The 22,551-nt window shown below is 37.0% G+C and carries 21 protein-coding genes; 2 read left to right on the top strand and 19 right to left on the bottom strand.

The window, feature by feature from the left end:
- Nucleotides 1–61: 61 nt before the first annotated feature.
- From BCR25_RS11075 to BCR25_RS11010, 12 genes are all read right to left on the bottom strand, one after another.
- Nucleotides 62–1,546 carry an alpha-amylase gene (locus BCR25_RS11075; RefSeq protein ID WP_069663665.1) on the bottom strand — a complete coding sequence of 495 codons (1,485 nt, stop codon included), beginning with the start codon at nucleotides 1,544–1,546 and terminating at the stop codon, nucleotides 62–64.
- A gap of 374 nt (nucleotides 1,547–1,920) precedes the next feature.
- Nucleotides 1,921–2,856: an IS30 family transposase gene (locus tag BCR25_RS11070; RefSeq protein WP_069663664.1), complete on the bottom strand. Its 936-nt coding sequence runs from the start codon at nucleotides 2,854–2,856 to the stop codon at nucleotides 1,921–1,923.
- Nucleotides 2,857–2,935: 79 nt separating this feature from the next.
- Complete coding sequence (locus BCR25_RS11065; protein WP_069663663.1) at nucleotides 2,936–3,364, bottom strand: hypothetical protein; 429 nt, start codon at nucleotides 3,362–3,364, stop codon at nucleotides 2,936–2,938.
- An 86-nt stretch (nucleotides 3,365–3,450) separates the two neighbouring features.
- Nucleotides 3,451–4,020 (bottom strand): hypothetical protein, encoded by a 570-nt coding sequence (locus BCR25_RS11060; protein WP_069663662.1) that lies wholly within the window; start codon nucleotides 4,018–4,020, stop codon nucleotides 3,451–3,453.
- Entirely contained in the window at nucleotides 4,020–4,916 is an 897-nt protein-coding gene (locus tag BCR25_RS11055) for a conjugal transfer protein (RefSeq protein ID WP_069663661.1), read from the bottom strand. The genes BCR25_RS11060 and BCR25_RS11055 overlap by 1 nt, the downstream gene beginning before the upstream one ends.
- Nucleotides 4,917–4,971: 55 nt before the next feature.
- Nucleotides 4,972–6,042, bottom strand: a complete 1,071-nt coding sequence (locus BCR25_RS11050) for a lysozyme family protein (protein ID WP_069663660.1) — start codon at nucleotides 6,040–6,042, stop codon at nucleotides 4,972–4,974.
- Nucleotides 6,042–8,204 (bottom strand): CD3337/EF1877 family mobilome membrane protein, encoded by a 2,163-nt coding sequence (locus BCR25_RS11045; protein ID WP_069663659.1) that lies wholly within the window; start codon nucleotides 8,202–8,204, stop codon nucleotides 6,042–6,044. The genes BCR25_RS11050 and BCR25_RS11045 overlap by 1 nt, the downstream gene beginning before the upstream one ends.
- A 2-nt stretch (nucleotides 8,205–8,206) precedes the next feature.
- Nucleotides 8,207–10,684 (bottom strand): ATP-binding protein, encoded by a 2,478-nt coding sequence (locus BCR25_RS11040; RefSeq protein ID WP_069663658.1) that lies wholly within the window; start codon nucleotides 10,682–10,684, stop codon nucleotides 8,207–8,209.
- Nucleotides 10,671–11,069, bottom strand: coding sequence for a conjugal transfer protein (locus BCR25_RS11035; RefSeq protein WP_069663657.1), 399 nt, complete (start codon nucleotides 11,067–11,069; stop codon nucleotides 10,671–10,673). Before BCR25_RS11035 ends, BCR25_RS11040 begins: the two co-directional genes overlap by 14 nt.
- A gap of 2 nt (nucleotides 11,070–11,071) precedes the next feature.
- Nucleotides 11,072–11,290, bottom strand: coding sequence for a hypothetical protein (locus tag BCR25_RS11030; RefSeq protein ID WP_069663656.1), 219 nt, complete (start codon nucleotides 11,288–11,290; stop codon nucleotides 11,072–11,074).
- A gap of 23 nt (nucleotides 11,291–11,313) precedes the next feature.
- A complete protein-coding gene (locus BCR25_RS11025) occupies nucleotides 11,314–11,682 on the bottom strand; it encodes a hypothetical protein (protein WP_245792144.1) in 369 nt (122 codons plus the stop codon).
- A gap of 420 nt (nucleotides 11,683–12,102) precedes the next feature.
- Nucleotides 12,103–12,798, bottom strand: coding sequence for a hypothetical protein (locus BCR25_RS11010; RefSeq protein ID WP_069663653.1), 696 nt, complete (start codon nucleotides 12,796–12,798; stop codon nucleotides 12,103–12,105).
- Nucleotides 12,799–13,211: 413 nt separating this feature from the next.
- Here BCR25_RS11010 and BCR25_RS20715 point away from each other — a divergent pair, with 413 nt between their 5' ends.
- A complete protein-coding gene (locus BCR25_RS20715; protein ID WP_245792146.1) occupies nucleotides 13,212–13,610 on the top strand; it encodes a hypothetical protein in 399 nt (132 codons plus the stop codon).
- Nucleotides 13,611–13,703: 93 nt separating this feature from the next.
- On the opposite strand, the gene BCR25_RS11000 is transcribed toward BCR25_RS20715, so the two are convergent.
- A complete protein-coding gene (locus BCR25_RS11000) occupies nucleotides 13,704–14,810 on the bottom strand; it encodes a replication initiation factor domain-containing protein (RefSeq protein WP_069663651.1) in 1,107 nt (368 codons plus the stop codon).
- A complete protein-coding gene (locus tag BCR25_RS10995; protein ID WP_069663650.1) occupies nucleotides 14,794–16,257 on the bottom strand; it encodes an FtsK/SpoIIIE domain-containing protein in 1,464 nt (487 codons plus the stop codon). The genes BCR25_RS11000 and BCR25_RS10995 overlap by 17 nt, the downstream gene beginning before the upstream one ends.
- A 115-nt stretch (nucleotides 16,258–16,372) precedes the next feature.
- Here BCR25_RS10995 and BCR25_RS10990 point away from each other — a divergent pair, with 115 nt between their 5' ends.
- Nucleotides 16,373–17,473, top strand: coding sequence for a hypothetical protein (locus tag BCR25_RS10990; RefSeq protein WP_069663649.1), 1,101 nt, complete (start codon nucleotides 16,373–16,375; stop codon nucleotides 17,471–17,473).
- Here the strand turns inward: BCR25_RS10990 and BCR25_RS10985 are convergent.
- The 5 genes from BCR25_RS10985 to BCR25_RS10970 form a co-directional block, all read right to left on the bottom strand.
- Nucleotides 17,455–17,814: a hypothetical protein gene (locus BCR25_RS10985; RefSeq protein ID WP_069663648.1), complete on the bottom strand. Its 360-nt coding sequence runs from the start codon at nucleotides 17,812–17,814 to the stop codon at nucleotides 17,455–17,457. The genes BCR25_RS10990 and BCR25_RS10985 overlap by 19 nt on opposite strands.
- 35 nt (nucleotides 17,815–17,849) lie before the next feature.
- A complete protein-coding gene (locus tag BCR25_RS20385) occupies nucleotides 17,850–18,017 on the bottom strand; it encodes a hypothetical protein (protein WP_169819010.1) in 168 nt (55 codons plus the stop codon).
- 131 nt (nucleotides 18,018–18,148) lie between these two features.
- On the bottom strand, nucleotides 18,149–18,589 hold the full coding sequence (locus tag BCR25_RS10980) for a hypothetical protein (RefSeq protein ID WP_069663647.1): 441 nt from the start codon (nucleotides 18,587–18,589) through the stop codon (nucleotides 18,149–18,151).
- Nucleotides 18,590–18,661: 72 nt separating this feature from the next.
- Complete coding sequence (locus BCR25_RS10975) at nucleotides 18,662–21,160, bottom strand: LPXTG cell wall anchor domain-containing protein (RefSeq protein WP_083242653.1); 2,499 nt, start codon at nucleotides 21,158–21,160, stop codon at nucleotides 18,662–18,664.
- Between the two features lie 141 nt (nucleotides 21,161–21,301).
- Nucleotides 21,302–22,546, bottom strand: coding sequence for a coiled-coil domain-containing protein (locus BCR25_RS10970; protein ID WP_069663646.1), 1,245 nt, complete (start codon nucleotides 22,544–22,546; stop codon nucleotides 21,302–21,304).
- Nucleotides 22,547–22,551: the final 5 nt, after the last annotated feature.

The following is a 22,551-nucleotide window of genomic DNA, read 5'->3' as shown; positions in this document are numbered from 1 at the left end:
ATTTTGCGAGTGAAGCATCTTTTTCGATCCCTTTTTATTTCACCAAGGAGTTTGTCTACTTTCATATGAATTCTTCTATATTCTTTGTTAGAGATGGTACTGCTCCTTCATTAACATACACAGAGATTTCTCCTCCGTTCACCGGGAAATCACCTGCTCCTTTTTCGTCCAAAATAACTTTGGTTGCATTATTGCCTAAAATATCGACAAAGGTTTTGCCCGCATGAATCGCACTGACAGTCATATTTTTATGTCCAGCAGCTCCATTAGTCATGATGACTGCGTAACCTGATTTTTCTTTCTCAAAGATTCCAGTTCTGACCCAACCAACAACGCTTGGATCATCAAAATAGTCCAGCTCATTTCCATAAGCTAATCGTTCACGAATCTTCAACAAAAGTGGCAAGTCTTTGCCAACAGGGGCTACATTTTGACTAGGAATCCCAAATAAGTCACCCCAAAAAACAACCGGTGTTCCTGCTTTACGTAACAAAATCAACGCATACGCGTGAACTTTAAACCACCCAGCTACCCAAGATTCTAAACTTTGTCCCTGCTGTGTATCGTGATTATCTACAAATGTCACAGCCCATTCTGGACGTTCTTTTGCTAAGGTTTCTTCAAAAATATTCCGCATATCATATTGACCATTCGAACTGGACGCTTCATATAAATGATAATGTAAAGGTACATCAAACAAAGAAATCAACGCACCGGATCGATCAATATAATTGATCAATTTTTTAACATCTCCGTTCCAGTACTCACCAACAACAAATAATTCTTTGCCTTTTTCGTTTCTTCTATTTAATAACCAATCGACAAAATAATTGAATTGAATATGTTTCACCGCATCTAAGCGATATCCATCAAGATCCGTTAGCGCTTGATACCACTTTCCCCATTTATTTAACTGCTCCACAGTTTCCGGATTAGCCATATCTAAATTACACCCCATCAAATAATCGTAATTGCCGTTTTCTTGATCGACCTCTTCTTTCCAACCTTTACCATCGAAATTGAAAATGCCGTGGTCTTTGCGACGATCATCAAAATCGATACCTGAGAAGTTTCTCCACGTCCAAATATAGTCATTATATATTTGTTTTCTTCCTGGAAATGTAAATTTAGTCCAAGCGGTGATCTCTTCTTCTCCGCTTACACGCTCATTGCGGTTTTCAGGACTATATTTTATAGCTGAAACGTTCTCTTCCTCATCTGCTCCCATAAAATGGTCGAAGACAATATCTCCATATACATCAATTCCTGCATTTTTTAATGCTTTAATACACTTCAAGTATTCGTCTTTCGTTCCATATTTTGTAGAAATCGTTCCTTTTTGATTAAATTCACCTAAATCGTAAAGATCATAAGGAGCATAACCAACATCATTTACACCGTTTGCGCCTTTATAAGCAGGCGGAAGCCAAACACCGTTGATTCCTAGTCTATGTAGTTTTTCTGCCATTTCAGTGATTCGCCGCCAATGACGCCGATCCGCTGGCAAGTACCATTCAAATCCTTGTAATATTGTGCGATTATCCATACTATCCCTCCGATATGCTTACTTCCATTAAGCCAAGAAGGTTTGTTCTTGTCAAATAATAAAATTGACGTCCTTTTTCCTATTTATAATAAATAGCAAGAACTTTTTTGACTGTTTTTGACCGTTTTTGATTGCATATGATTTTTTATTATGCTATTATGTTCAGTGAAAGAGGTGTGAAAATGCTTACAGAAGAAAGACATGACGGATTGTCAATAGAAATGCGAAATTTTTTTTATAAAATATTTTGATTGGGTAAAAAGTGAGGAATTTCACATGTTTTACCTCCTATTCAATAGCTGAAAACATGACAAAATAGAGGTTGAAAGATTAAAAATTTTTTTCAACCTCTATTTAACTATGAATTACTAAAATCAGGTAGGTGAAAGATACACATTAGACGCTGTCTGATAACCAAGTGTTTTTCTTGGTCGAGTATTTATCATATGCACATATTCTTGAAGTTGTTCCTCTGTATATGTGCCAATATCCTTACCTTTAGGAATAAATTCTCGCAATAGACCATTAGTATTTTCATTTGTTCCTCTTTGCCAAGAAGCGTAAGGGTCAGCAAAAAATACGTCTGTATTCAATTTCCGTTCAACTTGACGGAAATCAGAAAATTCTTTTCCATTATCGGCTGTTAAAGTATGCACAACCTCATTTTTCAGTAATAGTTCTATTGCTTTTGCCACACGGTTAGCTTTTCTATCAGGTAACAACATGGATTTCAAATATCGGCTTTTACGGTCAACAATCGTCAATAAACAAGACTTTGTACCTTTACAGCCAACAACTGTGTCTAACTCCCAATCGCCTACACGTATCCGTTCCTTTGCTTCTTTTGGGCGGTCATGAATACTTTTACCGCCAGACATTCTATTTACATCTGTTCGGCGTTTATATTTTTTTCCTTTTCGACGTAAAACTGAAATATCACCTTGTAATAGCTTCCCTTGGCGAATCCAGCGATACACAGTTTTATGACAAACAAATTCACCGTCCACTTCTCGATAATGTCCGACGATTTGTTCAGGTGACCATTTTTGCAACAAGCCTTTCTCAATTTTCTTTTTCCTAACAACTGTATATTTTATATGATTCTTTCTATTTGTTTGACGTATAGAAGCTTTCACTTCTGCCAGTGACGGATCATACTTTCCGTTTTCATCTGAATTACGTTTGATTTCTCGATAAACAGACGAAAAATGCCGTCCAATCAGTTCCGAAATTTTTGGAATAGATAATTGTTTTTCTAAGTAGAGTGCTATACATGCACGTTCATCTATGGTAAAATGCGAGTAGTTCAAGAAGAAAACTCCTTTCTGTATTTTGTTTAAACTAGACACTTAAACTATACACAAAGGAGTTTCTTTTTGCTATTCTTTTTTACCGCATGTCTTTATCATCAGATACTAACTCAATGTTATTTTCTTCATAAATCGGGGAAACATTGTCGTCGAGGAATTCTTTAATCTTTGCTCGGTCATCAGGCGAAGAATCCCAGCTATCATTGGTTTTTGCAATTTTATAGCCATCACCATAGACATAGTCATAACCATCATTAAAATTATTTTTTCTAAGATAAACATAGTAATTATTTTCATCTTCCCAAATCATAATATTACTTTCTTTTCTTTCAAAAATATCATTTTCACCAAAATTCCAATCGTACTCTTTAACTAGCTCTTGATTTGCTTTTAAAGCTGAATCAATAACTTTTGTATACTCTTCCTCTCTAGACACAAACGACGAACACCCTGAGACAATCAACATAGTAACTATCATTAATAAATAACCGCATAGCTTTTTTCTCATTTTCTTACTCCTTGTGTTTTTTTATATTTTACCAAAAAGAAAACAAATAAGAAAGATTATGATTAAAAAAATATTAAAAAAACATTTCATTGTGCTAAATTGGTTAATGTTTGTGTGTCTACTTGAAACACTCCTTCGGAATCTTTCACAGCTGTACACTCAACTAATTGTTGATAACGGCTAGGCGCAAAATCTCCGACTTTTGTTTCTACTTCAATTTTCCCGACAAGTACCGCTTCTGTATCATTTAAGGATTCTGCTTGATACAGCGTAATAGATTTTACGGTACTTTTAAACGAGACAGTCGTCTCACGTTCGCCTGCTTTATCCACAAGCATTGTGTATAATTTAGCAGTCGTCAGTGGTTTCAATGCTTCGCCGTCTTGTTCAAATTGCGCACGAATGAACGAATCAAACAAAGAGGATAATTCTTCTGTGTCTGATTCCTCAACAGTAGCTTCTACTATTGGAGAAGAAGAAACAGGCGTTTTCTGCTTCTCATTCTCTAACAACAATTCCAATTCTTTCTTTTCATGCGTGAGTGTTTCAATTTGCTTTTCTTGTTTCTGAATGGTGGTTTGTTCTTTATTTTCCGAACAGCCACCAAGTACCAATAACACGGCAACGCTGAAAATCAATCGTCCTGTTTTTTTCATTAGTGCAACTCCTTAATAGAGAATTTACCGTCTGATACTTTTTCCAGCGTTAATTGATACGGCATTTCAAAGGTCAATTTCGTGTCATTATCCCGATAAACAACCGTACAGGTAACCTCTACCGTTTGTTTAGTTTCTGCCATTTGTGCATTGGTAATTTCTAAGAAGGTCAAATTGTCTTTAATCGGCTGTAATTCCTTACCGTAATAAATCAATTCTTTTTCATCGGCTTTTGGATAAACACCGAAGAATGTTTCTAAAAAGCCCTCAACAGCTTCACGAGTGGTTGCCTCAACATTTGTTGTTGTCATTTGTTGCGCCACCTCAACGTTTGCTTTACTTGGCAAGGTTGCTAAAATTGGCAATTTGACCACCGAAAATTGATTGTCTTTGACATAAATATTGACGGAATACGCACGATCATAGCTTTCTTTGCCAGCTTCCAACATTAGTTTTAACAACACACTGTATACATTTTTTTCATTTGGTACGGCTGTAATGCCCCAAATTTCAACGTCCTTCACTGAAACTTTCTCTTTTACTTCTTTGTAAAGAGAGCTAGAATAGGAAAGATTTTCTGATAAATAGCCTTCTAACGCTTCTCGTTGCTCTTGCTGGTCTTTACTCGTTGGTGATACAGTAAAATACGCTTTCGCAAAGCCCTTTGCGTAACTTTGAAGCCCCGTTGTATCAATCAACTGTTCTTTTATCACTTCTTTTTCATGAACTGTGTGAGTTGATACAGCCGTTAGATTGTTGTACATACCAAACCCAACGCTAAAGATTAGTAACGACCAACCGCCTATTAAAATAATACGAGGCACACGAGAGCGACCAGTTTTTTTCTTTTTTGATGTTTTTTGTTCTTTCAACGGTTTTTTTCGCTTTAAAAGCATAGTAGTTTGTCTCCTTATCGATTATTTTAGTTAAAAACACGAACGATTTTCAGCTTCAGTAAAAAATCCCGTTCGTGTTTTCTATTTTTTTCCTTACAATACTTGAAATGGACGGACGCCAAATTTGTTGATAGATAGCGACAATTTCACCTTTCCCTCCATTTTGTTCGTAGGTAGTAAAATTGTTGCCACCATCTACAGACTTAATAACACCCGTATGCCCCCAAATTGTAGGTGCGACGATAGGGTCTTGATTCCAATTAATGACATCACCAGCTTTTAATTGCTCATATTTAGGATTGAAAATGACTTCCCAGCCGTAGCTTTCCCAATCATAATCTGAACCAATTTTTGAAGCAAAAAGGTAGCCTGAACCTATTAATTGCGGTCCACCTACTTTTTGTACATAATAACCTGTCATAGAATAACATTGACCCGTAAAAAGCTTTTGACCCAATACACTATCTAAAATCGCAATGCTACTTGCCCCACTAGAGCCACTTGATGGATTGTTCAAAAATTGTTTGACCAAATCCACATAGTAAAAATTCCCACCATTCCAATAGAGATAGTTTCCGTGATTATTCGCAATCGGGTTAGGGTAATGGTATTTTTCACCTGTGGTATTGCCAAGACTAGGGGCAACCACCTCACGGGAGAATTTTTCTGCTACTGCTAACGTGTGCTTTTTGCCATTTTTCACCACAAAATCAAGGTAGCCACCGCCAAAATTATACATAGCGATAGCTACGTCATCATCACAACCATTTTCTTTAGCAGCTTTTAAATTTTCAGCGTAATACTTGACCCCCTGTTTGATACTTTCAAGAGGTTGTAAAGTATTGACGGGCAAGCCTAGACTTTCCGAACTTTGCATCACGTCGTTACCTTTCCCACCACTTTCAACCGCCATAATCGCTAACAATACATTGACTTTGTCGGGTATATTGTTAGCTTTGGCTTCTTTTTCCACAATTTCTTTGTATTGCAAGACTGCTTCGGGCAATCCAACCGCTACAATTTCGGTGTTTGTTTCAGGTTCATTCACTTTCCCGCCACTGATGAGCAAAATAAATGTACCTAAACCAGCTAAAAAGACTAAAAATAAAGAAAAATACTTTTTCATTATTTTTTGCCCCCTCTAGGCGTGTGCTTACGGTTTTGTTTGTGTTGTACAAATCGCTGGACTTGCTTTTCTTCTTTCAATCCTAGTTTACTAGCTTGTCGTTTCAACCGTGTTTCTTGTTTCTTTTGATTGAACTGTTCCACTCGTTCTGTTCCTTTTGAATCATTCGTGAAATAGACGGGTACGCTTGGTTCACGGTTTTCTTTTTCGTCCATGCCTAAAACTGAATAAGACGCTTTGCTTAACTCTTTGTCAACTGTAGGTACACTCGTGTTTGAATCATAACTAGCTTTTGTTACAGGAACAGACACTCGGTATTTTTTATCCGATTGACTAATTGTTGAGCGCAACGCATTTTTTTCTTTTGGTAATTTGGCTTGGTCGAAACTTTGAGGGGCAGTAGAAGAAAGGTGATTTCTCACATTATTTTTCTTGCGTTCTTCTGCTTGTCTCAATGCGTCCACCCGTTGTTGTTGCGTCAGTTGACGTTGTGCCACTCGATTAGACCGCTGGGTATTGTTTTTCAATTCTGTACCAATACGCCCCTCATCATAGCTGTTTCGCATTTCCATTGCTTTGTATTTCGCATTGGTCGGCGCATTTTTAACCGTATCTTTCACAGTGTTTGCTTTCTCAACAAATCGATTTGGCATATCCTGAACATTTGAAATTTTTTCACCCACGCGTTTAGAAATTGGTTGTTTCTCCCGCATATCCATACGCTTAGAAACATTTTGTTTTGGTTTGGTTGTTTGTTGTGGCATGGTTCGCTTCATCATGTTCCGAGCGACACCCGCAAACATTAAACTTTTTGCCATGCGTCCAAATCGTCCACCTTGCCGAGTATCTGCACCGCCTAAACTCATGAAGCCTAACAACTCATTGACTTTATTCACCGTTGTTAACCATGTGGCAATTTGTAAAAAAATCACCCAAATATAGCCTTTTTCCTGTGCCAATCCAAAAAAGGAATGACTAAGAGAGAAGACCACCGCTAAAATAAGTGTAATACCCATTTTTGTCATTAACGCTTGAGCAACTTTTTGCATAGCCCCAAACAAAATACGATTAGAGTTAGGGAACAGTGAAAAGATCATTGCGACAGGAAGAAACGCACAGAACAATAGAAACAGAATTTGCGACGTAATCATGGTAATCGTTAGAACAGCGACACTGTAACTAACAACCGCATTTGCGACAATCACTAGTAATGTCATTCCAAAGCGAAGAAACGCACCATTGATAGAAACATTCTTATTACTGTATTTTTCAACTTCTGTTTTCACTTGCTTATTTCTTTCTTCTCCTAAAGAAGGCTGTTTCAGTATTTTTTCAACTCTATCTTTCCCAATAGTATCAATATCATTATCACCAAATTGTAACAATCGCCAAGGGGTATTTACTTGCAGTTCAAATAAATTCTCTCGAATGGCATTTGTTGCGCCCTTTGTTTTTTGTTCGGCTTCACTTGGGTATCCAGGAGCAACGATAATTGTTTCCGAACTTGCATTTGGGATAATGTCTTTGGCAATCACTAACATTTCACTGTTAATGTCTTTTTGAGCGTCATTTACTTGTGTTAAATAGGTGTTCGCATTCATCAAGAAAACACCTGACATGATAAACGTTACCCCAAAAAGAACAGCGTGTTGTATCGCTCGTGTGGCTTGTCGTTTGACTGCCCCAACATATGCAATATAACACCCCGCAATCAAGATAAGCCATTTTCCATAAACAGGGAAAAGACCCGTTGCACGTAAGCCGTTGGCATCAATACCCGCAATTCGTTGCATATTGGTTGCCAAGCTGGAAACTAGACTTGTAATAAAGTCCAAGTCAAAAGCTTCTTGCACGATAAACCCAATGAAATAGCTGATATATACGTTTAACAACCATAGAACATTGGTAATCGCATATAAGCCATAAATCACAGCGTCGCCAATTCCTTCGCCCCATTTCCACGGAAGCCACTTCCAGCTAGAATCAACAAAGAAATCAAGGGAATAGTTTTCCAGCGGGTACTTTTCAAAATTAAATACCGCTTGTTCTTGACCGACTGTTTCACTTACCCAGCCTGTCGCATGTACAACGGAAGGAGCGAGAGCAAAGAACAAGAAAAAGAGCAGTAAAAAGATACTGCCCCAATAGTATTTTTTTCTCATGGTTACACCTCGTTTTCTTCCATTGGAGGGCGAGTATCAAAGGCGTTGAACAAATCTTCAAACCAGTAATACACATAAACCACGCCCACGTTTCCGTGAATATCCACGAATAAACATTCGCCGTTTTGTAGCCCCATGACACGAGCAATGTTTTCTTCTGTGCTTTCCAGATTACAAAAGGCAAGAGCTTTCTCGATTTCATCACGATCATTAGAACGGAAAATAAATTTCATCCCAATGTTATTTTTCATTTTCTCGTCGCCTAAATCGTCTGTATTTTGTGTAGAGAAATCAATACCCGCATTCATAGAACGACCCGCACGCACCAGTTTATTTCCTAAGATTTTCCCTTGTGCGACGTTCAACCACGCCCAGCTTTCATCCAAGCCTAATGCTTTAAAAATCGAGCGATTCAGTTTGATAAAATCAAGCGAATAAGTCGCAAGAATCATCATAATAGATACACTCAAAATTTCATTTGTGTTGTAATCTTCGGGCAAGGTATCTTTATCAGGTAGGGTTAAATCTTGCACCAACGCAATATTTAATGGAGCAGTCATATCTAAGCCTTTTTGATTGTCACCATTCCCGAATAAAAGCCCCGCAATCGACAGTTTTTTAAAACTTTCAATGTGATTGGCTAATTTCGTAGCCACGGGAGCATTTTGCCCCCGAAGTTCATCAATAACAAAGAGCAATCCTTTTTTGTCATAACGAGTGACAGCTTCGACGGCTGTTTGTAAACAAGGAAAACGTTCTTCATCACGAACACTTACACCCGTGATATACGTTAAAATATCCAATGCTAGTGCTTCTTGGTCTTTAGAATCGGACATAATAGAGAAGGGGTCAAGCAGTCCAATATTTTCTTCACTGTTGGTAATATTGACCGTCTTTAAATGTTTACTAAAATAAGGCAAATCATCTTTCCAGTTTGTACGTTCGCCTTTTGGGTCAATAAGGAAGCCCAGCGCACCAAATAGCACACTCCAAAATGTCAATAAGTTTTCTGTTAAAGACTTCCCACCACCAAGTGAACCAATCAAAGCTTTCGCAAGGGCATTGGTGTTACTTCCTTTGACACCTTGCGCCGCCAGCCACGGGCGAATATAAACAGGTTTTCCCGTATCAACGTTAAAACCTAAAGGAATACCGTACTCGTCACCGAGTTTTTGCGTTGCGCCAAAACCGATACTAGCCAAAAATTCAGCTTCCACGTATTGAACATAATCTTCAATGGTTCGTTTTCCCGACGGGAAACACTCATAATGAAGAAAGAGCTGGTCACCGCTTGGCACTTCTAAGCGCATTTTGTAATCATCATAAAAACTTTGCACATCACTTTCACGCTTTAATAATTCTTCGTGGCTATCAGCAGACACACGAACCACTAACGAGATTTTATACATACAATCTTTGGTGTTTTCCAGTTCGGCTTCTAATTCACTTGCCATCTGTCGGGCTTCCAGCACGTTGTTTGCGACATCATGCCCACTTTCAAGCCCGCTTTCGTCAATGTCTTTTAAATCCATTTTTTTGTTGCGAATTTTTGTAAGGGCTGGTTTATTTTCCAGCACCTCAACATCAATACTCACATCCGTTGGAAAATCAAACGTCGATTGTTCGTAATACAGAAATTCAGAACCAAACGGAAACACTAAATCACCTGTAACGTGTGATAAAGCGGGATAAGAAACAAATTCCGTACGGTCTTTATGAACAATTTCTAAATATTGGTCATGTTCAATAATGGTAGGAGAAGCCATTTTGAGCGTGTCATATTTGAACGCATAGGTATCTTTTTCATCTTTGAACGACTGCATGAACGTTTCAGTTTCCTGTATAGAGTGATTTCTCTTTCCGTTCAAATGTGCAACGATATATTCAATGTCGGACGGTTCAGTTTTCCTTAAATGGAAATGTCGGGTAATACGGTTGTACAACAAACGTTCCAACCGTTGATACCGTTCAATGTCTTTGTTTGGAATTTTCTCAAATTCATCAAACAGTAAAGCATTGGAGCGGTGAAAGAAATCTTCAATTCCTGACACCACATCATCTAAGAAGCGACTTTTTCCGAGTTTTTCCTCGTCAAGAGAGAGTTCAAACCCAATGAAATAGCGGGTAGAGACATCATACTCACCATTCATATTAATTAAAATATCTTCGACCCCATCTAAATGCTGAAAGGCAAGTTCTTTCAGTTCACCTTTCGACTTTACTTCATTTTTTGAACGTTCAATTGCATGACTTATCGGTTCTTCTGCCGAACATTTATACAAACGGAAACGTCCTTTTTTTACTTGTTTAATCATTCGTGCCAAATTATTTTTGATTTGAAAGGCTTTGTCTTGACCGACAAAACCATAACTATACGGCGTAAATTCATAGTACGCATAGACTGTGCCGTCATGGTTGAATACAAGATTTTCTTCTAAATATTTCAAGGGGAATTTTGGTACTAAATTAGGAAGGTTCATTCAATAACTCGCTCCTTTCTCGAATCAATACCGTTTGTTCAAGGGTATGTTCTTTTGATTTTCCGACCCAACCGCCCCGACGTGTCCGTTTTGGGCGAACCCAAAACAGCACGATTGACAGCAAGAAATTATAAGGTTTTTTTCCTTGAAATGTCCGTTTGTTCAATAAAAAGGCAATCCCAAAGGGAACGCCTAAATGGTTGACCAATGCACTGGAGAACATAAATGGGAAGATACCTTTCATTTTTAGAGATAAAACAAACCCTATAACAAACCACGTTAAAAACGTTTGTGTTACAGGGCGGGGGAGAGAGATTTCATTACTCACCTTATAAAAAACTCTCTCGATTTTCCAAATCTTCGACCAGTTTTTAATTGTTTGCATGTTTATTTACCCCATGCTTTCATGTTATTCAATAACCAATCAAATACGCCCGCTGTATCGCCAACGAACCATACAGCAACCGCTACAGCTAAAATAACGGGAATTGCTTTGCTTGCTTTACGTTCCAAAGCAAAATAACCAGCTGCAATCAACATACAGATCATGACGAAGTATTTCGCTTCGCCAACGACACTGTTAAATACATTTTGAAAAAAGTTCACTTGTCATTCATCCTTTCTTTCTCTTAATAATCAGAAGCCACACGCTCGACTTCTTGGCAGTATACAATTTGACAGGGTTTATTTAGTGAAAATTTAACGCGGTGCTCGTGGTCTTTTAAACTCACGATATAGTACCCGTCGTTGTCTTCTACATAGTAGGTGAACTCATTTTTTTCACAGTTAAACTTTTGACAAATTGCCTTTACTTGGGAGCGATACTCCAATGCAAATAAGGTATTTACTTTAGGTTGTACAGCTACCCCAAAGAAAATACCAAATGCAAATATAAATAATGTACTCATAGTGCCTCCTTTCCGTTCAACAACTGTTTCATAAACGCCATATGACTTGATACGTTTTTGAACATAGTAGTCACGTACACTTGTTGGCAATAGACCTTATAGCCGTAACTCTTGCCTTGGCGCTTATCGTACTTCATAGAATAAAAATCAAACAGATATTTCCCTGTTTTCTTATCAAGAAAACCTTCAATCACAAGAGAAGTTCTAGGGAGGAATATCCGTTACAAACAGCTTATAGTTTCCTTTTGAGAGTTCAACGAATCCTAATTGACGCAAACGGTCAGATAATGTCACAAACATAAAATCATTCCCTTCTAAAAACGAATTTAAACCAAGTGTTTATGCTATATTTTTCAAAAACCAAGAGATATACCATTGTTGACAAAAACATATAGATAAAAAATAAAACCAAAACAACAAATAGTAGTAAACTCAAAAACAACATGACCACTACAAACAGCTGTAAAACCAAATCCCAAAATAGTTCACTACTCATGTTAAACACTCCTATTAGTTATAGTTAAACTCAGTTTTTACTGTGCCCACAGGAACAGTAAACGTGTACCGGTCTTTAAACGTTGAACCCGAAAAAAGAAAATATTCTCCAAAAATAGAGTTGAAGCGTTCGTCTTCATAAGATTGTTTTTCAATCATCAAAAACGGCTTATCGTCATTTGATTCTTTGACATATACATTCTTCTCACTAAAGTTATCAACTTGTTTCGAGAGCGTACGAAGCTGATATCCTTGTTCGGTACTTACCACATATCGATAATCTGTTTCACTATCGGTGGATATACGACCAATAAAAAAGACCAACTCACCCGAAGTTTTTTGACTGGTTTCTGTTCCCAGTGAATAAAGTTCCTCTTTAGATTCTTCTTTCCAAACAATAGATAAATGCTCTTTAAAATCTGCCTTTAGCTCTTTTTTGCTTGTTGCATTGTATGAAAAGCCGCTAATCACGGATAAACCAACAAAAAAAAGACCAATAGCCGTCGAACATTTTGTTGTGTTAGCACAAATTTCCATCAATGAAACACGAGTGATTTTTTTGCCGATAAACAACTTTAAAAAGAAGAGAACCATAAATATGACAATAACAGTAACGACTAACCAAAGTATAAGTCTCGGAAACTCTCTACTCAGATAAGCATTCATAGTTAATTGGTTCATTTTACTTACATAATTTTCGTACGTATACATATAATTCCTCCTTAGAAATAAAACCATGCCCTTTGAAAAGGGCAAACCCCAAACTTTAATAAAAGACCATTAAAAGCATTAAAAATTTCAACCCGATTTTTCCCGTTCGTTTCGTGTCCGTTATAGTACATTTCCGTCAAAACGTTGTTCTCGTCAGTGTTGTTGCTTATACAGCCAAAACAGTGAAAAAGAAAGGGGCGCGAAAAACTTTTGTGGGCAACTTTCAGTACAAAACTTTTTCACTACAGCATTCCCTTTCTTTTTCGCTGTCCTGTCTGTGAGACATAAGCACACCGACGATAACAACTGACGGAAAATGAACCATAACTCAATCAACACGATGCAAGAACTGAGAACGGAAAAAATAGAAATTTTTTTAAACCTTTTCCACCTCAGAAAAACACATCAAGAAAATGGTTTTGAAAAACAAAAAATCAAAAAGAAAAGGACTGATACACATGGCAACAGAAACAAACAACGCACACAAATATTTAGTAGGAGACATTCTTTACACGAGTTGGGGCTATGAACAAACCAACGTCGCATTTTGGCAAGTTATTAAAACAACTGATAAAACTGTATGGCTTCGACCAATCGCCAAGAAGACAGTAGAAGTGCAAACCAGCATGAGCGGAACAGTTGAACCAGTACCGAACATATTCACCGATTACGCACTAGCCAATACAAAAGATAGTATCATTAGAAGACGTGTCAAAGCGTACGACGATAGACAACCCATATTTGGTAGCAACTCGTGGGATACGTTCTATCCATACGGCGGCGAACCCGTATACGAGAGCAGTTACTACTAAGAAACAGAGTCACAGGAGAGAACTTTTCTTCTGTGATTTTTCTTTTCCGTATTTAGATAGCACCGCAAAAAAAGGCAAGAGGAAAACTTACCTTTATTCATAATCTTCAAGTTCATTTTTTAATTCACTTTCTAACCGTGTTTTATACAACTCTAATCGTTCTATTTGCTTTTTATAACTTTCTACCATCTTATAATGCTTTTCTGTAACATTTGCATTATCAATAATCCATTTCAATTGTTGAGTACCACATAAGCGATCAAGTTCACGTATCACCCAAAGCATTGGACCATTAGATTTAAACATCCAAGAAAATAGTTGTTCAAACGATTTTTCAGCGGGTTCAATAGAAAGTTTCAGTTTATTCACATCTTTCATGAACCACGCCCACGGTTGCCACACATCCCAGCGACGTTTATTTGTATCTGTGCCATTCTTAGGTGATGTGACAAATCGAACTTCGTTATTTAATATTTCAAATGCTACTTGGTCAACCCTTCGGGTTTTGATTAATTCTTTTGCCAACGCAACAGCTTTTTCTTGCCGAAATCGTATTTCATACCTGTTCCATTTTGGCAAAGGTTCATCAAGATTGAATTTCCCCGCTTGTTCAAGGTCTTTCTCATAAAAAGCCATGTGGATTTTACTTGATTTTGTACCAAGATTCAGTGTTTCGCCTTTATTTTCACCGTCTTTTAATGCGAATGAATCATTACCCGAACCGATTTTCAAATTACCAACTGTATAGCCTTTTTTTGCCATACGTTTCAACGTTGGAATTTTGAAATATGTTTTGCGGTCATCAATTGCTAAATCAATCCGAGGGATATTAGAGCCATACTCTAAAGCACGGGCTAAAAAATCAAACCATGTTTCGTTATTCGCTTCAAGAAACACTTCATAATTCCGACAACCACCGCCAGACATTAATAACTGAACACCGTTATCTGCGTTTTTCCCACTGCTTTCTAAAATACGAATATCGTCATAACAATAAGATGCATGATAGCCTTTAATGCCTGTTCGTTCGTCCTCACGCATGAGTTCAAACGGAATGTTCAACAGCTCAGTACATATCGTTTGAACGTCAAAATCCTTTACTGTTACTTGACACCAATCAATTAAAAAGCGTAAGGGTAATTCTTCATTTGTACGCGTAACCCCCCTATTAGTAGTGGGGGTGTTATTCGCTTCGCTCATAACTTTCCTTCTCCTCATATATTATTTCTCTTATTTCATATCCGTCTGCAGGCTCGGAATCTGTAGGGCATGAATCGATTTTTCCGCTTCGCTCCAAATCGTTCAGCCCGTCGATTCCGAGCAAGTCAGCCATTTCTTTAATAAAATCATATTCTTCTGGAACAAGAGGGCTGTAAAATTCCCGAACTAAGAAATTACCTGTCATATGAATATACCCACGCCCAACTATTCCTTTGTTAATCAACATTTGAGTAATTTTACCAAACGCCATTTTATAGCCGTCATCGCCCATTTCACCCAACGAGACACGCAAGCCCAACTGATCTCGAATATCACCTTTTAAAAATTCAGCGTCTGGTCGTTGCGTAGCAAAAATACCAATAACGCCCACTTGACGCCCCTTTAAGATAATTTGTCTTAAATCACTTAAAATTTCATCACGTTCCTTTTTCACTGTATAACTACTTATCCAAGCGACATATTCATCTAAAATAAGAACAATCGGCTTCAATTTGTAATAGGTAAAATCTTTCCCCGACTTATAGTTATCCAGTGTTTTTACATATTTGTAGCGGTCATTCATTTCTTGTACAGTAACTTTTACCATATTTGAAATTTCTTTCGGGTCACCATAGACATGAGGGAAGAACTTTTTCATATCTAACAAATCACTGTACTTAGCGTCACCGATACGAATATCTGCACCCATTTTCGCAAAAGCTCGTAACAAAACTTGAATAAAATAGGACTTCCCACCACCAGTGCCACCTACAATTAGAGCATGTGGCACTTTTGCGATATTCCAGAAAATACCTTTCATGAGTTCTATACTATAATCAACTGGCACAATGTCAGCAATCGTTAATCGATTTTTTGCATTATCTACTTCAAACGAGTACGTAAAAAAGCTATTTCGCAATCCCATACCGACTAAATCAATTTCAAACATTTCTTCAAAAATTCCAGATAATTCTTTTAGCTTGCCCGATTGGTGAAACTCACTTCCATCTAAACGAACAGTGATTTGAATTTGATTTTTTACCAGCTTGACATAAAAGCGGGGAAAGTAAATAATATCTTTTTTCATACGCACGCTATTACTTTTCATCATGTTCGGCGTTTGAAAATCATTCACGATATAGAAACCCGAACTATAAATCATTGTGCATAAACGTTGTAAAAGTAAAAAGCGTTTGAACAGTGGATAAGCAAGAAAAAAGAGCAGTCCACTACATAAAAGCCCAACAAGAAACGAGCGACTGAAAGCAACACCCATTTTTGAAAAGGGAATAGCAGTCAATAATGTAAAATAATTATTCTGCCAGCAATTGTAAATAAACAGTGATAAGAAAACGGATAGAGAAAAGAGGGAGAGAACCCGCCAAATCATTTTTCTATGCCATTTTCGCACCCGTAAACCCTTGTAACGCCAATCAATAAAATTCAAAAAAAGCACCTCCATAAATAGTTATATCACTATCAATTAAAAATAACCGTAAAAAGTTGATAAAAACACTTTTTACGGTTATAATATTAAAAAACAATAGAAAGTTGGTAGAACAATGAATCAAAACCTAGATTTTGAACTAATACAGTCCGTTAGAAACGTCCTAGAATCTGAATTTAGTACAAAAGAATTAAGTGAAGCTTGTGATGTATCTCAAACAACTATAAACGAACTAAGAAGCGGAAAAAGAGAGCTCAGAAAAACCAGTTTGCAAAATGCACTCTCCTTATATCATTTTGCTTGTAGAAATGAAATGAACGCTGAACATATAATGGAAAACGAGAAAAAAGGAAAATTTTCAACGATTCCCTTAAATCTTTCTGTTAGCAAAGTTCTGGTCTCCTTTGAAAATTTAGATTTATTTGCATATGGTGTTTTAAAACAATCCTATAACGATGCTGAATTTCCAAATAGAAAAGATCGTTTAGAAAATCTGCATTTATCAACTGCTGTGTTCATAACGAAAGACGGTAAAATTTACAATTGCGAAGAGTTTGGTTATACTTTTAATTGTCGATACAATGGTGCAGGACCAAATAACTTAGTAAGATTTTTACAAAAATTTAGTAACCTTGATGAAGCACAATTAAGTCAAGTTATCCATGCGAATAGTGTTGTTGAATATGATTTTCAAACTGACACAATTGCGGGTTACCCTTCTCTAATCGAAGGACAGCCAATAACCTTGCTTTCATTCAACGAAAAATTAATCATCATGCTGAATAAATATGAAAATTCTTCGTTAAAAAAGTGGAAAGAGTCTGTTACTTTGGAATCTGCACCTTCAGATATCCTTTTTTTAACTAATACGCTTGAAGAAAACTACAAGCTATCAGCTAAAATAAAAGCTATCTACCATATTCCAAAAAACGCACAAAACGAACAATATTCGTTAAGCCAATTACCTAGATTTCAGCGTCCCAACAACGGTATTCAAATCGTCATAGAATATGAAGATTTTGAAATATGGTTACCTTATAAGATTTATCAAGCGAAAGGTGATATATTTGAGAATGAAGAAATGAATCTATTTCTTAATGGGTTAGGCATTACTTATAACCCCGAAAAGAAAAATTTCATACAAACACTTCTTGATTCCAAGGAGCCAATTGATAAGATAAGCACACTCCCCGTTTATTACGAAGACGAATTATAAATAGTTCCGAATCTTATAATGGTATTTCCTTCATAAATCAGACCAATTAATGGTCTCAGAAGGAAATACTCTTTTTTATATCTCTGACGCAATAAAGAAAAGTTATAAGTTAATATAAACACTGTGTTATTCATACTAAAATAGTTCAACATGTTCAACTCAATATTTTTTAATTCCTCATTTTGTTCTATTACCAATACAGTATTTTCTGACAAAATAAATTCATCTTTTTTTATTAATATATCTTCATAAGTCCAAACCGCAACATCTTTACTTAACCGAATGTTGGATAAAAACTCTGTTAAAGTTTCATTTGTTTCAACAATCGCAATATTTCTCATTTTATCCACCTTCCCATTATTCAACTAAGATAAGCTTACCTTTCTCTAAAGGAACATACCTTAAGTGTAATTGCTTCACCAAGCTTAAATACATTTCGTCTTTGTTTGGGTTTATCTAAACTAGATTGAAGTTGAAAGTCTTCAAAATTAGCAGATACACCAATAAACAACATTTTTTCTTGAACATCTTTGATTTTTTCCACTGATAATTCACCTCCAATTTAGCAAAACAATATAATTGTTATGTATAAAAAACCTTCTCTCATCAATTAGGTCCAGTCACAAGAGAAGGTTTTATGTTGTTAAGAATAAAAATTACTCATTTGATTAACAATTATTTTTTATCTTTATTACTATTTGGTTCAGCAGCCGTTGTTGTTGGAGAAACAACTTGCCCGTTTTCATCTGCTTTTCTATCTGCTTGTGTTAGTGGTTCAATACGAACAGCAGTGAAGCGATCATTGATGGTTCCATACGAACGAGATTTTCCCGTTCCTCTATCTTCAAATGAGTTGGCAGTAGCAGAAGGGGAGTAAACCAAACCAGCAATGCGAACTTTCCCCCATGTCTTCACATTAGGGTGTTCTTTTTCTTCCAGCTGAACAGTAATACTATTATCCAAACCAGTACAAGCCAAGTTTACAGAAATAGAATCAATCACCGTTTCATCATATTCACGTGTCGCTTCATTGTAGGGGTGTCTAATCGTCGTACCTAATAGCATTACTTCACCTAGATTTTCTTTTGCGCAAGCTTCATTCATAATAATTTTCATTGATATTCCTACTTTCTTATTTTTATATTTTTAGGGGATAGATAATACATTTTTAGCAAAAAAATAAGAAGACTATTTGTCTTCTTGGGTTGCGTCTGTCTCTTTTGATTTTTTACGACGCAAGTACATAGCGCCAACAACACCAATAACTAGAGCCAAACCAACAACTGGAACTATCTGTTTCACATCTTCACCAGTATACGGTAAGGAGGCTTTTTCTGTTGGTTTTGGTGTTTCTTTCGGCGTTTTTTTCGGTGTTTCTTTAGGTACCTCTTTTGGTGTCTCTTTTGGCGGTACCTTTTTCGGTGGTACCACTTTCGGCGTGTCTATTACAACGGGTGTAATATCCTGTTTAGGGTCTTTTCCATCGGGATTGTGTTCAGTATCTTTCTTAGGCTTTTCTTCATCGTAGTTGTATCCATCTTCACCAAAGAACCAACGTGTGTTTTCGTCTGCTTTTTCATCTTTTCGATAATCATATGCAGCAATCACACGTTCAGTCATTTCTTTGTCTGATACTTCATAGTCAATCAGGCCAGAACTCCAAACAACTCCCGTTGTCTTTTCTCCTTCTTTATCCGTATAAACGGCATACAGTTTTACTTCTTTAGCACGTTTTGTACCAATTTCAATATTTTTATGAGTCAAGATACTATCATCATAAAATGTTGCTTCTTCACCCCACACAAAAGTATTCGATTCACCATCTCCTATGTGCGCTTTTGTAGAGATACCAACCTCAGGTGTCTCTACAACTATCGCTTTATCTTTTAGGGTATAGGTACCTAAATCTACATTGTAGCCTTTAGATAGTTCTAGTTGAGTGATTTTTTCTTCATTCAATACATTCCCGCTCTTTTGGTCTTTCACAACAAAAGTGAAGGTATCTGTTTCTTTGTCATAAGAATGTGTAATCTCGATAGGGTCAACATTCTTATAGCCCTCAACGCCTTTTGTTTCAGTCAAGACATAATCATCAAGCGCAATGTCAGCAAAGCGGAAATAGCCTTTTTTACCGTCCACAGTAGCCGTTGTTACAATGTGAGTTTCCTCTGTACGCTTGTTCGTCAGCGTAAACTCAACATCATTTTTGAACATTTCATTTGTTTCATTTTGAATCAGTTTTTGACCATCTACATTCATGCGAATAACATCGTCATTACTTCCAGCACCTTTTACAATAACTGGTGTATATTGGTCTTTGTACGTCAATTCTACGACGTGTTTTGTTTGGTCTAGCGTGTAACCAACAGGCGCAAGAGTTTCCGCCCAATAGTAAGAACCTAGTTCTATTTTATCCATTGTAGCCGTTAATTTTTCATCTAAGGTAAATTCTTTTAGCAACGTACCGTCTTTCTTGAACAAACCATATTTAGCGCCTGTCATTGGATAAGCTGGGTTTAACGGCTCGTTTGATTCTGTGGTAGCGTCTTGTTTGGTCAATGTCGTTTTTCCTGTTGCACGCTCATTTTTAAATTCAACGCTTGCTGTTTTACCCGCTTGAACCACAACTTCTTTTGTGTTGTTTGTATCTAAGATGTATGGAGCTGGAACAAACGTTTCAGTCACTTTCACTTTTGTATCATGAAAAATATCTTTGACAATGGCTTCACCTTTATCATTCGTCTTCACCATTTGACTTTGCCCGTTGTACTCAACCTTAAATTCAGTATTTGGCACAACCTTTCCTGTTTCTTTATCCAGCTTAACAATCTTCACTTCACCTGTCTTCACAATTTCAATTTTCAAATCAAAAGAGTTAGGATCATCAATGGCGCCAGCCATCACGGATTGTTGACCTTGTAGCTTATAAGCTACTGGCGTTCCAGTATCTAACGTTTTAGCAATTCTTAGAACTCCTGAAGTATTAGAATCTTTTTTAGGTGTAATAGTCAATTTATTCCCGCTAATAGACCAATCCACGTTGGCAGTATTTTGAAATCTACCGTCAAACCGTTCTAAACCTACATTATCGGTATCAGTCAAAGTCACAGTTTCACCTAAATTAACTTTTACTGTTTGTCCTGAAAAACTTGGTTTTTTCATGTAATCATCAACAACTTTATTGATTTTATCTTTAATTGATTGATAATTACTTAATGGTGTACCGTCAGGACGGACAATAGAAGTAATCGTCAAGCCGTTTACCTCTTGCCAAAACAATGATTGGGCAACAATTTGTGTGTCGGCATCTGCTCCAGCATATTTCCATAATACAGAAATATATTTTGCTCGTGGTTGATTAACAATGTTAGGCAACGGGTTAGAAGTATAGCCCGAAGTAACTGTACTATCAATCGTTGCTTTCGGTTCATAACAAAAGACTGGTTGACGGGCGCCTGCATAGACCGCAAATAAAGGAGGGTCTTTTCTACTGTATGCTTCACCATTACTAAAAGTACCGTTCATTGTATACAATTGGTTAGAATCATATTCAATCGTCACTTTTTCGGGAAAAAGGATATTGGCATGTGCGACTAACGGGACAATAGAAGAAACCACAATTTGCCCCGTAACCACAACACCAGCAAGGATTTTTTTCATGTTTTTCTTCAAACTAAATGTTTTCATGTGTACCTCCTAATAGTTTTTTTATTACATAGGTGAGGGGTGGTTCTCTACCTCTCGACATATGGTTTTCACCTCCTTTAAAGTACAAAAAAAGCAACCTTCTTTTTAGAAAGTTGCTTGATTTTAATTATTATATAGTTTTTAGTAAGGACGAATATAACCACCTGCAGAATCATAGCCAGAGTAGCCATTCGCCCAAAGCCAATCCCATAACTCTTGACTTTCTATAGGATAAGGGGAAGCAATCCAACCAGCGGGAGGACCACTAGGCGTTGACGGTTCGCTCGGTTCTGTCGGTGGTGTAGGAGTTGAACCACCTTGATTGCCTCCAGTCTGCCCGCCACCTGTTGTACCACCTCCAGCAGAGCCACCACCAGTTGAACCGTTAGAACCACCGCCAGTAGAAGCACCCGCACCGCCTGTACCTTGTTCAGGTACATATGGGGTGTAGCCTTCTTGCGCACCATTATTTGTAGCTGTTTGTGGTGCGCCTCCATTGGTAGAAGGTTCATTTTGCGCCACTTGTGAAGCCTGTTCTTGTTCTTTTTGGGTAGTCGATTCTGTCACAGCTTGCTCTTGTGCTTTTTTCTCTGATTCTGCTTTTGCTTTAGAATCAATTTCTTGTTTTACCTTTGCCAATTTGTCGGCAAGCTCTTTTTTAGCTTTTTCATTTCTGATTTTGTCAATTTCAGACTTTGCAGAATCATAATTCTTTTGGTCTGTATTGACAACCTTATTGTCTTTATAGACTTTTTCAAGTGTTTGTTTTGATTTTTCAATTTGTTTCAACTGATTGTCTGCATTATCCAACAAACCATTGATAGCCTTTTGCCACTCTGATTTTGATTCTTTATTATAGTATGAATCTTTCACCGTCTTTACTGTATCAGCTTTTAAATCATCTTTAATCGCCACATCTTTAGTCATTGTATCACCAGCAATCACTGCTTTCCCGAACAACCCGTTGACATCTTTTTGGGCAACTAACATGGATTCAATCATCATTATTGATTCTTTACACGAAGATAAATAATTGCTGTAATCTTTTGTTTTTACTTCTTTAGTAGGTAAAACGACAGAAGCATAATTCTTTTCAATCTTATCAAGTTTTTCTCGGATAGGTGAGAGTGTCTCCTCTGATACGTCTTTATTCAAGAAATCAGATTTTTCACCATTAAACAATGCCTTAATCTCAACTTGCAAGTCTTTAATTTCTTCTGATTGCTTGTCAACCAACACTTGTGCTTGTTCCACTTGTTTCTTTGTTTGACTGTCTGCATAAGCCTTATACCCAAAAGACCCGCCCAATACCACCAAAACAGCCACTGTTGCGATTGTCATTTTTTGTTTCTTTGATAATTGCTTCATACGTTCACTTAATTTCATTTTTA

Origin of the sequence: Enterococcus termitis (genome assembly GCF_001730305.1) — a bacterium.
Lineage (GTDB): Bacteria > Bacillota > Bacilli > Lactobacillales > Enterococcaceae > Enterococcus_L > Enterococcus_L termitis.
Note: the sequence above shows the minus strand (reverse complement) of the source record. Positions and strands in the feature narration are given on the sequence as shown.

Coding starts and splice junctions, on each gene's coding strand:
- BCR25_RS20715 (WP_245792146.1), top strand. CDS start 13,212: ATGGTTTTGAAAAACAAAAAATCAAAAAGAAAAGGACTGATACACATG.
- BCR25_RS11040 (WP_069663658.1), bottom strand. CDS start 10,684: ATGAACCTTCCTAATTTAGTACCAAAATTCCCCTTGAAATATTTAGAA.
- BCR25_RS10990 (WP_069663649.1), top strand. CDS start 16,373: ATGAATCAAAACCTAGATTTTGAACTAATACAGTCCGTTAGAAACGTC.
- BCR25_RS10975 (WP_083242653.1), bottom strand. CDS start 21,160: ATGAAAACATTTAGTTTGAAGAAAAACATGAAAAAAATCCTTGCTGGT.
- BCR25_RS11065 (WP_069663663.1), bottom strand. CDS start 3,364: ATGAGAAAAAAGCTATGCGGTTATTTATTAATGATAGTTACTATGTTG.
- BCR25_RS10980 (WP_069663647.1), bottom strand. CDS start 18,589: ATGAAAATTATTATGAATGAAGCTTGCGCAAAAGAAAATCTAGGTGAA.
- BCR25_RS11010 (WP_069663653.1), bottom strand. CDS start 12,798: ATGTATACGTACGAAAATTATGTAAGTAAAATGAACCAATTAACTATG.
- BCR25_RS11035 (WP_069663657.1), bottom strand. CDS start 11,069: ATGCAAACAATTAAAAACTGGTCGAAGATTTGGAAAATCGAGAGAGTT.
- BCR25_RS11060 (WP_069663662.1), bottom strand. CDS start 4,020: ATGAAAAAAACAGGACGATTGATTTTCAGCGTTGCCGTGTTATTGGTA.
- BCR25_RS11000 (WP_069663651.1), bottom strand. CDS start 14,810: ATGAGCGAAGCGAATAACACCCCCACTACTAATAGGGGGGTTACGCGT.
- BCR25_RS11055 (WP_069663661.1), bottom strand. CDS start 4,916: ATGCTTTTAAAGCGAAAAAAACCGTTGAAAGAACAAAAAACATCAAAA.
- BCR25_RS11075 (WP_069663665.1), bottom strand. CDS start 1,546: ATGGATAATCGCACAATATTACAAGGATTTGAATGGTACTTGCCAGCG.
- BCR25_RS11045 (WP_069663659.1), bottom strand. CDS start 8,204: ATGAGAAAAAAATACTATTGGGGCAGTATCTTTTTACTGCTCTTTTTC.
- BCR25_RS10985 (WP_069663648.1), bottom strand. CDS start 17,814: ATGAGAAATATTGCGATTGTTGAAACAAATGAAACTTTAACAGAGTTT.
- BCR25_RS11050 (WP_069663660.1), bottom strand. CDS start 6,042: ATGAAAAAGTATTTTTCTTTATTTTTAGTCTTTTTAGCTGGTTTAGGT.
- BCR25_RS10970 (WP_069663646.1), bottom strand. CDS start 22,546: ATGAAATTAAGTGAACGTATGAAGCAATTATCAAAGAAACAAAAAATG.